Annotated in this window: 12 protein-coding genes; 5 read left to right on the top strand and 7 right to left on the bottom strand. The window is 73.0% G+C overall.

Annotated elements, in window-relative coordinates:
• Positions 1 to 259: 259 nt before the first annotated feature.
• Entirely contained in the window at positions 260 to 448 is a 189-nt protein-coding gene (locus tag ABZ725_RS17965; RefSeq protein WP_351904512.1) for a hypothetical protein, read from the top strand.
• Positions 449 to 459: 11 nt separating this feature from the next.
• Here ABZ725_RS17965 and ABZ725_RS17960 read toward each other — a convergent pair whose 3' ends face one another.
• Entirely contained in the window at positions 460 to 2106 is a 1647-nt protein-coding gene (locus tag ABZ725_RS17960) for a DNA repair helicase XPB (protein ID WP_358803598.1), read from the bottom strand.
• A 173-nt stretch (positions 2107 to 2279) separates the two neighbouring features.
• Here ABZ725_RS17960 and ABZ725_RS17955 point away from each other — a divergent pair, with 173 nt between their 5' ends.
• On the top strand, positions 2280 to 2834 hold the full coding sequence (locus ABZ725_RS17955) for a hypothetical protein (RefSeq protein ID WP_358803597.1): 555 nt from the start codon (positions 2280 to 2282) through the stop codon (positions 2832 to 2834).
• A 16-nt stretch (positions 2835 to 2850) separates the two neighbouring features.
• Here ABZ725_RS17955 and ABZ725_RS17950 read toward each other — a convergent pair whose 3' ends face one another.
• Complete coding sequence (locus ABZ725_RS17950; protein WP_358803596.1) at positions 2851 to 5400, bottom strand: helicase C-terminal domain-containing protein; 2550 nt, start codon at positions 5398 to 5400, stop codon at positions 2851 to 2853.
• A 186-nt stretch (positions 5401 to 5586) separates the two neighbouring features.
• Here ABZ725_RS17950 and ABZ725_RS17945 point away from each other — a divergent pair, with 186 nt between their 5' ends.
• Positions 5587 to 6609 carry a hypothetical protein gene (locus ABZ725_RS17945; RefSeq protein ID WP_358803595.1) on the top strand — a complete coding sequence of 341 codons (1023 nt, stop codon included), beginning with the start codon at positions 5587 to 5589 and terminating at the stop codon, positions 6607 to 6609.
• Positions 6610 to 6733: 124 nt separating this feature from the next.
• Positions 6734 to 7363 (top strand): haloacid dehalogenase-like hydrolase, encoded by a 630-nt coding sequence (locus tag ABZ725_RS17940; RefSeq protein WP_358803594.1) that lies wholly within the window; start codon positions 6734 to 6736, stop codon positions 7361 to 7363.
• Here ABZ725_RS17940 and ABZ725_RS17935 read toward each other — a convergent pair.
• Positions 7360 to 7611 carry a hypothetical protein gene (locus ABZ725_RS17935; protein WP_358803593.1) on the bottom strand — a complete coding sequence of 84 codons (252 nt, stop codon included), beginning with the start codon at positions 7609 to 7611 and terminating at the stop codon, positions 7360 to 7362. The two genes, ABZ725_RS17940 and ABZ725_RS17935, sit on opposite strands and share 4 nt — an antisense overlap.
• 193 nt (positions 7612 to 7804) lie before the next feature.
• On the opposite strand from ABZ725_RS17935, the gene ABZ725_RS17930 reads away from it, so the two are divergent.
• Positions 7805 to 8188, top strand: a complete 384-nt coding sequence (locus ABZ725_RS17930; protein WP_358803592.1) for a cold-shock protein — start codon at positions 7805 to 7807, stop codon at positions 8186 to 8188.
• 11 nt (positions 8189 to 8199) lie between these two features.
• On the opposite strand, the gene ABZ725_RS17925 is transcribed toward ABZ725_RS17930, so the two are convergent.
• From ABZ725_RS17925 to ABZ725_RS17910, 4 genes are all read right to left on the bottom strand, one after another.
• The gene (locus ABZ725_RS17925) at positions 8200 to 9048 is read right to left on the bottom strand and encodes a 1,4-dihydroxy-6-naphthoate synthase (RefSeq protein ID WP_358803591.1); all 849 of its coding nucleotides are present in this window, start codon (positions 9046 to 9048) and stop codon (positions 8200 to 8202) included.
• Complete coding sequence (locus ABZ725_RS17920) at positions 9038 to 9760, bottom strand: futalosine hydrolase (protein ID WP_358803759.1); 723 nt, start codon at positions 9758 to 9760, stop codon at positions 9038 to 9040. Before ABZ725_RS17920 ends, ABZ725_RS17925 begins: the two co-directional genes overlap by 11 nt.
• 26 nt (positions 9761 to 9786) lie before the next feature.
• Entirely contained in the window at positions 9787 to 10302 is a 516-nt protein-coding gene (locus ABZ725_RS17915) for a DUF2771 domain-containing protein (protein WP_351904539.1), read from the bottom strand.
• A 110-nt stretch (positions 10303 to 10412) separates the two neighbouring features.
• Positions 10413 to 11846, bottom strand: coding sequence for an MFS transporter (locus tag ABZ725_RS17910; RefSeq protein WP_358803590.1), 1434 nt, complete (start codon positions 11844 to 11846; stop codon positions 10413 to 10415).
• Positions 11847 to 12005 lie beyond the last annotated feature (159 nt).

Genomic DNA, 12005 nt, shown 5'->3' with positions numbered 1-12005 from the left:
CTGCGGTGCTGCTGCGGTGGTGCCGTCCGGTTTCCGTCCGGACGGCGGCACTCCGCGAAGGGAGGCGGGCAAGAGCGGAGATTCTAGGTGAACGGGGGAGGCGGGTGCCAATGGTTTTAGGGGACGGACGCTCCGTCCCGTAGGGGATGCTCCGTCCTCCGTAGGGGGCGGCTCCACCCTCCGGGGGTACTCAAGTAGCACGCTAACGGGGGACCTGAGACCGATGCCCGCTTTATGCCTCGGCCTCCATCATGGAGACATGAGTGCAGCGACCATCAGCCCAGCCCCCGGCCCGGCCGGCGCCACCCCGCTGACCGGCACCCACACCCACCGTCACCAGCACCGCGTCGGCGACGCCCTGCGCGCGCTGAAGGTGTTCGCCCGCGCCGCCTTCGACGTCATACTTCTCGGCGAGTACGCGGAGGAAGCGGGCGTGCGCCGCAGGTGACCCGGGTCGACTCAGGTCTCGTCGGCCAGCAGCTCGTCCGCGTCCATGATCCGGTACGCGTAGCCCTGCTCCGCCAGGAAGCGCTGGCGGTGCGCCGCGAAGTCCTGGTCGATGGTGTCCCGGGCGACCACGGAGTAGAAGTGGGCCTGGTGGCCGTCCGACTTGGGGCGCAGCACCCGCCCGAGCCGCTGTGCCTCCTCCTGCCGTGACCCGAAGGTGCCGGAGACCTGGATGGCGACGGTCGCCTCCGGCAGGTCGATCGAGAAGTTCGCGACCTTCGACACGACCAGCACGCTGATCTCGCCCTCCCGGAAGGCGTCGAAGAGCTTCTCGCGCTGGGCGTTGGAGGTCTCGCCCTTGATGACGGGGGCGTCGAGATGCTCGCCGAGCTCGTCGAGCTGGTCGATGTACTGCCCGATGACGAGGATCTGCTGCCCGGCGAACCGCCGCACGATCGCCTCGGTCACCTTCCGCTTCGTCGCGGTCGTCGCACAGAAGCGGTACTTCTCCTCGGCCTCGGCGGTGGCGTAGGCGAGCCGCTCGGAGTCGGTGAGGTTGACGCGCACCTCGACGCAGTCGGCGGGCGCGATATAGCCCTGCGCCTCGATCTCCTTCCAGGGCGCGTCGAACCGCTTGGGGCCGATGAGGGAGAAGACGTCCGACTCACGGCCGTCCTCGCGCACGAGGGTCGCGGTCAGTCCGAGCCGTCGCCGGGCCTGGAGGTCGGCGGTGAACTTGAAGACGGGCGCCGGGAGCAGGTGCACCTCGTCGTAGAGGATCAGCCCCCAGTCCCGGGAGTCGAACAGTTCGAGGTGCGGGTAGACGCCCTTCCGCCGGGTCGTCAGCACCTGGTAGGTGGCGATGGTGACGGGCCGGATCTCCTTCCGCGTCCCGCTGTACTCGCCGATCTCCTCCTCGGTCAGCGAGGTCCGCTTCACCAGCTCGTGCTTCCACTGCCGGGCGGAGACGGTGTTCGTGACGAGGATCAGCGTCGTGGACTTCGCCTGAGCCATGGCCCCGGCGCCGACCAGCGTCTTCCCGGCCCCACAGGGCAGCACGACGACACCGCTGCCGCCGTGCCAGAAGTTCTCCACGGCCTGCTTCTGGTAGGGCCTGAGCGCCCAGCCGTTCTCGTCCAGCTCGATCTCGTGGGCCTCGCCGTCGACGTACCCCGCGAGGTCCTCGGCCGGCCAGCCCAGCTTCAGCAGCGTCTGCTTGATCTGCCCGCGCTCGGAGGGGTGCACGACCACGGTGTCGGGGTCGATCCGGTTGCCGACCAGCGGAGCGACCCGCTTCGACCGCAGGATCTCCTCCAGCACCGGCCGGTCGGTGGTGGTGAGCACCAGTCCGTGCGCCGGATGCTTGCTGAGCGTCAGCCGGCCGTACCGGTCCATCGTCTCGGCGATGTCCACGAGCAGCGCGTGCGGCACGGGGTAGCGGCTGTACTGCACCAGCGCGTCCACCACCTGCTCGGCGTCGTGCCCGGCGGCCCGTGCGTTCCACAGACCCAGCGGGGTCAGCCGGTAGGTGTGGATGTGCTCCGGCGCCCGCTCCAGCTCGGCGAACGGCGCGATGGCCCGACGGCAGTCGTCGGCCTGCTCGTGGTCGACCTCCAGGAGCAGGGTCTTGTCAGATTGGACGATGAGTGGACCGTTCACGTACGCGCCATCCCTTCCGCACGGCCAAACCTCCAGTGTGCCGTACGGCGTCCCGAAACGGGGGTCCGGTGCTTCACGGCCGACGTGGGCAACGTCTCGCGCAACCCTGCGCGTCTTTAGGGTGTCTGACCGGGCGAGCAGCGCGGTGGGCGCGGCGCGGTGGGGGGTTCGGTATGGCTGTGCTGTCGTTCCGTCGAGGGGCGGTCGGGGTCGGGGCCGCCGCGGTGCTGGCGGCCACGGGGACCTGGGTGATGTGGCCCGGGGAGGTCGACGCGCGGCTGTGGGCCGAGGTGCGGCCGGTGATCGAGGCCCGGATCGCCGCGGAGGCGGCGGGCAGCGGCTACGGCGAGACCCTGCCCGCCCTCGACGCCCGCTGGTTCTGCCATGCGGAGGCGCTCGAACTGGAGGAGCGCGAGGGCCAGGTGCGGGCCGGCGTCAACACGCTGTGCGTCGAGTACGGGGTCCAGGAGGACAGCCTGGTGGAGTGCAGCGCCGGGCAGTATCCGCAGGTGGTGCGGCTGGAGCGGGACGCGGCGGCCGAGGGGGGCTACCGGGTCGTCTCCCGGGAGGAGCCGCCCGACGGGGCCGGGTACGCGCGGTGGACGGAGGCGCTCTTCGGCGTCCTCGTCCGGCCCTCGCTCGGCAGTCCGATGTCGTCCGCCGAAGTGGAGACACAGGCCCGCGCCCACTTCGGGCTGGCCGCGGACGCCTCCGTCGGGGAGTGCTGACCGCCCATGCCGGCGGTCAGTCGTCCGCCAGCTCCGCCACTCCCGTGATCCGGTGCAGCGGGTACGTGCGGACCTCGTCCGCCGTGTGGTCGTACGCCGTCACGAAGCCGCCCTCCACCCGGACCGGGGCGATGACCCGCTGGCTGGCGGCGCCCTCCGCGTTGACGTAGCCGATCCACAGGGCCTCGCCGGTGAGGACCGCGGCCTGCATGGTGGCGAGGGTCTCGGCGGAGCTGGTCCGGGGGAGTTCGCCCGTGGCGAGCGGGGCCGCGTCCTCGGTCGGTTTGCGGGGCGTCGTGGCGGCCAGGTCGCCGGCCCGGATCGCGCGGATCGCCGCCGTGAGAAGGGTTCCGTCGGGCATCGGCGGGCCGTCCGGCACCGGCGCGGGGGCCGTGCGGGGCGGGGTGCGATGGGCGTCGGCCCGGGTGATCAGGACGTCGCCCTCGGCGGACTCGGCGGCCGGCGCGAAGCCCATCTGGCGCAGGCCCTCGAGAAGCGTCGCCGGGTCGGCCTGGGCCGCGAGCACCGTGGGGGCCAGGCGGCGCAGCCGCAGGACGACGGCCCGCTTGTCGGCGAGGATCTCGTTCAGCAGGGCGTCGTCGTCGCAGCGGACGTAGGCCGAGGCCGCGCCCACCCGCAGATGACCGTGGCGTCGCGCCACGTCGTCGATCAGATACGTCAGCGGCTGCGGCACCGGCGTCCGCGAGTGCTCGGCGAGGAACGCATGCAGGTCGGAGGCGCTGCGGCCGACGTCCAGGGCCCGCCGGACCGAGCCGGGCGTGAAGCGGTAGACGGTCGCGCCGCCCTTGGACTCGACGTCCGCGAGCACGCTCAGCACATCGGCGAGCGGTCGCCGCAGCGGGCCGGGGGCGACCGCGGTCAGGTCCGCCTGGAGCAGGACGTGGTCCAGCGGCTCCGGGAGGAGAGGAGCGAGGATGCGGGCGGCCGCCGCCGTGGCCACGGCCTGCTCGGGCGGCGAGAGCGCCGCCGCGGTGGTCGTGCCGTGGGAGCGGTGGTGATGGTGCGTGGGCAGCTTGTCGCCGGGACCGCTGGGAGCGGCTCCGGCCGTGGCCGGAGCCGGCGCCGGGGGCGCGCCCAGGAGCGCCCGGCCCTGTGCCGACAGCGCGCCTCGGCCGGTCACGCCCAGCAGCTCGGCCTCCGTCAGGGCCCAGCGGGCGAGCCGGGTGCGCAGATCGCCGTCGTTCTGCGTTCCGCGCAGCGGGCGCTCCCAGCGCAGTCGGCTCAGCACCGCCTCCGCGTCCGGCGCGGCGCCCTCGGGCAGCCCGGCCAGCAGTGTCAGCACCCGGTGCCGCACCTCGGGCGCGGCGGACCGGTCCAGGCCCGGGCCCAGCGTCGACAGCGCCCGCTCCTTCAGGTCCCGGCCGCCGACCACCCCGGACGTCCGGGTCGCCGCCAGCCAGGCCTGCGCGAGCTGCGCCCACCGCTCGGCGGGCGGCCGCTCCAGCCACTCGTCGTACTCCGGGGTCGCCGCGTACCGCTCGTCGGCCTCCCCGTCGGAGGCGAGCAGCCCGGCCGCGTACGCCAGCTCGATCCAGAACGCGGCCAGCGGCTCGGACACGTCCAGCGCCACGGCCGTCCGCTTGAGGTCGCGAACGCTCAGCCCGCCGGCCCGCAGGACGGCCGGGCCGCCCTCGTGCCAGTCCTTCAGCAGCTCCTCGACGGTCGTCAGCGCGGTGTACGCCTGCCCGGCCGCCGTCGCGTCCACAACCTGTGGACGATGCACGGCGAGCGGCTCGACGCCCGGCGGCAGGGGTTCCGGCGTGCGGTGGGCGAGGCCGCCGCGCAGATGCAGGGCGACCTCGCGGGGGAGCGCGACCGTCCCGGGCGCCGTCGGCAGCAGCAGCCCGCGGTCGAGCAGCCAGCGCAGCCGCGCCGCCGGCTCGGCCGTGACCTGCCCGTACGGCGGCCCCCACACCAGCCGGTCCAGGACGTCGAGCGAGTCGGCGGACGCCCCGGAGAGCAGGGCGGCCATCTTCTTGCGGTGGGTGAAGAGGGAGGTGAGCGCACCGACGGCGGACACCGAGTCGTGCGTGGACGGCAGCCCGGCCGTCGCCACGATCTCCTGGATCCGGCCCGGCGACATGCCCGCCGTCGCCTCCCGCACGCTCGGCCCGAGCCCGGTCGGGGACGGATGCTGCGGCGACGGCGCGAGCAGTTCGCGGGCGGTGCGGACGAGCCGGAGACGGTCGTCCGCCCCCCACACCAGCGCCTGTTCGCGCAGCGCCGCCAGCGCGCCGGGGAGCGCCTCGACGACGGCCGGCTCGCGCGCGTCGCCCGCCATCAGGCCGAGCAGCTCGTTGTACGTCGCCGGTTCCCCGGCCACGGCCAGCGCCTCCGCGGTCTGCAGCGCGAACCGGTCGAGCCGCTCCAGCGCGCGGACCACGGAGGCGCGGGTGCCGGCGCGGGTGGCGAGCTGGGTGAGGTCGGTGGGGACCGGGGTGATGAGGTCGGGGCGGGCGCGCAGCAGCGCGGCCAGGGAAGCGTCGTCCCGGGCGCGGAGCGCTTCCGCGAGGGACCGGGGGGCCTGGTGGTCCTCGGTGCTCATCTTGCCCACGGTATCGGTTGCCGTCCCCGGGGGCTGCGCCCCCAGACCCCCGCTTCGGCCCTGAAGGGACCTTGTCCTCAATCGCCGGACGGGCTGAGTTGTCCTGACCGGTCCTTGAAGGCGACGCCGGACGGGCTGAATTGTCCTGCCCGGTGCCGACAAGTGAAGAAGCGATAGCGTCTTCCCGTGGGGATCGAGAGCGACCAAGTCGTCTACGAGTATCTGAGCCGTGTCGGGGATGTCGCGCAGCAGCGGCAGTTGTCCTCGGCCACGCGGATGCGGCTCGTCTCCGAGCTGCGCAACGAGATCGACCGGCGTCGGGCGAAGGCGGCCGTCGACTCTCCCGCGGCCGTCCGCCGCATCATCGACCGTCTCGGCAGCCCGGACGACATCGTCGCCGCCGCGGCCGAGCGGGGCCCCGGCGCCCCGGAGGCGCCGGCGCCCTCCGTGCCCGTCCAGCGGGACCGTGCGGAGGCGCCGCCGCGGCCGAAGGGGATCCGGCGGGTCGTGCCGCGGCCCCGCTCCGACACACCGCCGGCCGCCGCCCCCTCCGACGCGGCGTCCCCGCCGCACCGCGCCCCCGCGCACGAGCTGGGCGACTCCCGGGAGTCGCCCGACTGGTGGCTGCACGAGCCGATCCCGTTCGGTCCCGGCGAGGACGTGCACGGGTTCGTCGGCGGCGTGGAGATCCCCGACCTCCTCAAGCCTCCGCCGCGCAGAAGGCCCGAGGAGGACGAAGAGGAAGCGGGGGACGAGGAGGACGCGGACTCGGTCGTCGCCGGGGGCGAGGACGCGGGCGACGAGGAAGCAGGCCGCCCGCGCCGTCGGCTCCGGTTGCTGCGGGGCTCGGGGGAGTCCGGAGGCGAAGGGCGGCGTTGGAGCAACCCTCTGCTCCTGCTCGCCGCCGGCTGTCTCGTCTTCGGCGCGGTGTTCGGGAACTGGTACGGGCTGATCCTGGGGTGGCTCATCGCCTACGCCTCGCGTCGGCTGACCGAGCGGGAGACGAAGCTGGCGGTCATGTGGCTGCCGGGGCTCTCGCTCACGGCCGGGCTCGGCTGGCTGTGGGGGCGCTCCGACGGACGCTGGGGCGACCCCATCGCCGAGGGACAGATGAACGACGCGGTCCTCCAGACCTGGCCGTGGGTGCTCCGGGGCGCGGCCGTGGCGTCGGCCCTGTTCCTGGTCTGGCGCTCGCAGAAGCAGCGATAGCAGCGGACAACGGCGACAGCGGCGACAGCGGCGACAGCGGCGACTACGGCGACAGCGGCGACAGCCGGCCGACGGCGGTGACAGGCGGCGGGATCACCGGATCGGCGGTGGGCAGAATGGGTGCATGACGTCACCTGTGCTCACCGTCGGCTTCGACCTCGACATGACCCTGATCGACTCCCGGCCCGGCATCCGCGCCACCTATCTCGCGCTCGCCGAACGGACCGGGACGTACATCGACGTCGATGCGGTCGTCACCCGGCTCGGTCCGCCGCCGGAGACCGAACTGGCGTACTGGTATCCGGCCGATCAGGTCGCGGCCATAGCCGACCTCTACCGCTCGCTGTACCCGGAGCACGGCGTCACCGGCGCGACCGCGCTGCCCGGCGCCCGGGAGGCGATCGCGGCCGTGCAGGCGGTCGGCGGGCGGGCCATCGTCGTCACCGCCAAGCACCAGCCCAACGCGAAGCTGCAGGTGGAGCATGTGCGCCTCGGTGCCGACGAGGTCATCGGCGACCTGTGGGCCGAGCAGAAGGCGCAGGCCCTGCGCGAGCACGCCGCGAGCGTCTACGTCGGCGACCATGTGGGGGACGTCCGCGGCGCCCGCGCCGCCGGGGCGCTGTCGGTCACCGTGCCGACCGGGCCGTGCGACGCGGAGGAACTGCGGACGGAAGGTGCGGATGTCGTGCTCACCGACCTCACCGAATTCCCCGCCTGGCTCTCCGGCCACCTCGCGAAGCACCCCGCCGGCTAGCCCGCGGCACCCCTCGCCCGACGTCGGCCGGCGGCGATCGAACGCAGGACGCCCGCGCCCGCGATCAGGAACCCGACGCCCATGAGCATGCTCAGTCCGAACATGTACGTCGGAAAAGGCGTCGTGCCGAAAAACAGCGGGGCGACCGTGACGAGTGTGGCCACGGCGCCGACGAAGAAGACGATGGCACCGGCACGGATCAGTCGGTCACCGGGAGCGGCGGAATTCGTTTGGGTTTTGTCACGCACCGGACCAGGGTAGTTCCCAGCCCTGAGGAACAACCGGGGGACGTCTTGTCACCGGCCCGAAGACCATTAGCCTTGGTACCGGCGGGTCATGGACGACCCGCCCAAGTGCTGTCAACAGCCGTTCCAGTGCTGTTTTTGAAGCATCCGAAGTATCCGAAGCAGTTTTCCGACGAGTACGAGGACGAGGACAGACGTGCCTACCGGCAAGGTCAAGTGGTTCAACAGCGAGAAGGGCTTCGGCTTTCTCTCCCGCGACGACGGCGGTGACGTCTTCGTACATTCCTCGGTCCTCCCTGCCGGAGTCGAGGCACTGAAGCCGGGCCAGCGAGTGGAGTTCGGCGTCGTCGCCGGACAGCGCGGTGACCAGGCGCTCTCCGTCGTCATTCTGGACCCGACCCCGTCGGTCGCCGCCGCACAGCGCAAGAAGCCCGACGAACTGGCCTCCATCGTCCAGGATCTGACCACCCTCCTCGAGAACATCACGCCGATGCTCGAGAAGGGCCGCTACCCGGAGAAGAACTCCGGCAAGAAGATCGCCGGTCTACTGCGCGCGGTCGCCGACCAGTTGGACGTCTGAGCCGGAAACTCCTACGGGAAATCGAGTGCGCCGGGGCCGAGGGGCGGCAACAGTCCCTCGGCCGCCGCGCGTGTCAGCAGTCCGCGTACCGCCGCATAGCCGTCCTCGCCCAGGTCGGCCGTGAACTCGTTGACGTACAGGCCGATGTGCTGGTCGGCGACGGCCGGGTCCATTTCCTGGGCGTGCGCCATCACATACGGGCGGGACGCCTCGGGGTCGTCCCAGGCGGCGCGCACCGAGGCGCGGATCGAGTCGGCGAGCCGGGTCAGGGACTCCGTGCCCAGCGAGCGCTTCGCGATGATCGCGCCCAGCGGGATCGGCAGGCCGGTCGTGGACTCCCAGTGCTCGCCCATGTCCGCGAGCTTGTGCAGCCCGTAGTCGCCGTAGGTGAAGCGGGCCTCGTGGATGACCAGCCCCGCGTCGACCTTGCCGTCCCGCACGGCCGGCATGATCTCGTGGAACGGCAGGACGACGATCTCGCCGAACCCGCCGGGGAGGGTGTCCGCCGCCCAGAGGCGGAACAGCAGGTACGCCGTCGACGTCTCGCTCGGCACGGCGACCGTGCGGCCGGTCAGGTCGAGCCCGGCCTCCCGGGTGAGCACCAGCGGGCCGCAGCCCCGGCCCAGCGCGCCCCCGCACGGCAGCAGCGCGTACTCGTCGAGGACGTACGGCAGCACGGCGTACGACACCTTCAGCGCGTCGGACTCGCCTCGCTGGGCCATGCCGTTGGTGATGTCGATGTCCGCGAAGGTCACCTCCAGCGCGGGCGCGTCCGGTACGCGGCCATGGGCGAGGGCGTCGAAGACGAAGGTGTCGTTCGGGCAGGGGGAGTACGCGATCTGCACGGTCTCAGCGCTCATGCGGGTCATGTGGGCCATGTGGGTTCCAACTCGTGAGGACGGGCGTGAGCTTCCCGAAGCCGGTCGTCAGGGCCGTCAGCGCCTCGCCGATGCGCCAGGCGGCGCGGTCGCGCGGGCCGACGGGGTTGGAGACCGCGCGGATCTCCAGCACGGGCACCCCGTGCGCGGCGGCCGCCTCGGCGACCCCGAAGCCCTCCATCGCCTCGGCCAGGGCGCGCGGATGCCGCTCGCGCAGGGCGGCGGCCCGGGCGGCGGTGCCGGTGACCGTGGAGACGGTCAGGACGACCCCGGCGCGGGCCCCGGCAGCGGCCGCGGACTCCCGTACGAGGGACTCGGGTGGACGATGGGTGACGGCGCCGAAGCCCAGTTCGGTGACGGGCAGGAAGCCGTCGGCGGTCTCGGCGCCCAGGTCGGCGGCGGTGATCTCGTCGGCCACGACCAGGGAGCCGACGGGGGCGTCGGGCGCGAAGCCGCCCGCGATGCCCGCCGAGACGACGAGGTCGTAGGGGGCGCCCGCCAGCGCGGCGGCCGTCAGGGCGGCGGACACGGAGGCGGCGGCCAGGGCCGGGCCGACTCCCGCGGCGAGCAGATCGCAGGTCTCCCCGGCGCGGTGCAGCGTCACACCCGGCAGCCGGGTTTCCGTCACCGGTTCCTGCGGCCACGCCCGTGCCACCGCGTCCCGCTCGGCGGGGACCGCGGTGGCCACGAGGATGCGTGTCAGGCGGATGCGGGACGTGGTCAGTCGTCCTTCTTGAGCTTGAAGGACCACAGGCCGGTCGCCGCCTGGCTGTCCTTCTTGCCGTCGCCCGCCTTGATGGTGACGAGCGTGGAGTCGCCCTGCGCGCCGTACTGGGCGTTGAAGAAGACGCTGCCCGGGATCGTCCGGTACGTCTTGTCGCTGTCCTCGGTGAGCGGCTGACCGTTCATCAGGATCGTCCAGCGCTTGTCGGCCACGTCGGGGTCGACGCCGAAGCGGACGGTCTCGTCCGGGTCGACGCTGATGGACTTGATGTCCTTGTCCGCGAGGCACTTGGTCAGCGCCGCGGCCTGCAGCGCGTCGCCCTCGCCGCCGCAGGTGGCCTCGGAGCTGACCGAGGAGCGGCCGACGGTGATCGTGGACAGGGGGGTCGGCTTGTCGCAGGCCGACAGGACGAGCAGGCCGGCGGAGACGGCGCCGGCGGCGGCGACGGCGCGGCGGCGTCGTACAACGCCGTGTACATCGGCGGCTCCGCCGCGGGGCAGCATCGAGGTCATGGCCGAAGGCTATCGGGCGCCCGCGGTCGGCTCTTTACGTGGGGTGCGGCGTGGCTGTGTGTTACGCCACGCGCCACACCGAGCGCCACGTCCAGCGCCACGTCCAGCGCTCACACCACTCGGGGTTTCGCGCCGCCCCCGTGCCGTACCGAGGACAGCAGGCCGCGGACCGTGGACAGCCAGCCCAGCGCGACCACCGCGGCGGCCACCGACAGGCCCAGCGTGCCGTTCAGCGGCATGACGATGCCGACCGCGCCGCCGAACACCCAGCACACCTGCAGAATCGTCTCCGAGCGGGCGAACGCCGAGGTGCGCACCAGCTCCGGCACGTCCCGCTGGATCAGCGCGTCCAGGGACAGCTTGGCCAGCGCCTGCGAGAACCCGGCGACGGCCGCCATGCACGCCACCAGGAACGCCCCGAAGAAGACGGCGGCGATGAGCACGGCGCCCAGCACGACCGCCACCACCGTCACGATGATCAGCTCCGGGGCCTTGGAGCGCAGCCAGGCGCCCACCGAGGTGCCCAGCGCGTTGCCCACGCCCGCCGAGACGGCCACCATGCCCAGCGACACCGCCGCGCTCTGCCCGGTCAGCGGGTGCTCGCGCAGCAGGAACGCCAGGAAGAACGTCAGGAACCCGGACAACCAGCGCAGGGACGCGTTGGCGCCCAGTGCGTGCGTGACGGCGATGCCCACGGTCCGCAGGCCCGGCCGCTTCACCGGCCGCAGGTGCGGGCCGTGCAGGTGCTGCTCGTCGGCGGCGAGCAGCGCCACGTCCTCGCCCTTGGCGGAGTCGACCTTGCCCGGCAGCGTGAACGACAGGAACGCACCGGTCATGAAGATCGCGAAGGCGCCGTAGAGCGGATAGCGCGGGCCGAGGGCCTGCAGTCCGGCCCCGATGGGCGCGGCGACGCCGGTGGCGAGGAGGCCGCCGAGCGTGACCCGTGAGTTGGCCTTGACGAGGGAGAACCCGGGCGGCAGCAGCCGGGGCACGACGGCGCTTCTGACCACCCCGTACGCCTTGGAGGCGACGAGCACGCCCAGCGCGGCCGGATACAGCTCGATGCTGCCCGTGGCGACCGCGCCGGACAGGATCAGCGCCAGCAGCGCCCGGGCGAGCATCGACCCGGCCATGGCGGCGCGCCGCCCGTGCGGGAGCCGGTCGAGCAGGGGGCCGATCACGGGGGCGAGGACGGTGAAGGGGGCCATGGTGATGGCGAGGTAGAGCGCGACGCGGCCGCGGGCCTCGTCGGTCGGCACGGAGAAGAACACCGTCGAGGCGAGGGCGACCGTGATCATCACATCGCCCGCGCCGTTCACACCGTGCAGCTCGATCAGCTTGCCGAGGCCGGACTCGCCGGCGCCGTGCGCATGGGTGGCTTTGCGGATCCCGCGGGCGGTGCCGGTGAACGGGAGGTGCAGGGCGCGTCCGACCGCGCGGACGGACCCGCTCATCCGGCCCGAACCGCTCACCCGGTTCCTCCCCTTGTTCCCCTTCGTCGCACCGATCCCGGTGGCGCCCTGGGGTGTCCTTGCGGCTGCCACCCCGTCATAGTGCCCCGAGAAACCTGTGCGTAGTGCGGTTACCGCGCGTATGGCCGTGTGATCGTCGGCGCGCCGGGCCGGTTCGCAGGGAGTTCGAGGGCCTGCGGGCAGGCTTTCCGGGGCTCCGGCGGGCTGCTCGCGGACTTCTGGTGGGCGCTA

This window comes from Streptomyces sp. NPDC006872 (genome assembly GCF_040635845.1).
Classification (GTDB): domain Bacteria; phylum Actinomycetota; class Actinomycetes; order Streptomycetales; family Streptomycetaceae; genus Streptomyces.
This window is presented reverse-complemented; position numbering and strand designations above follow the sequence as displayed.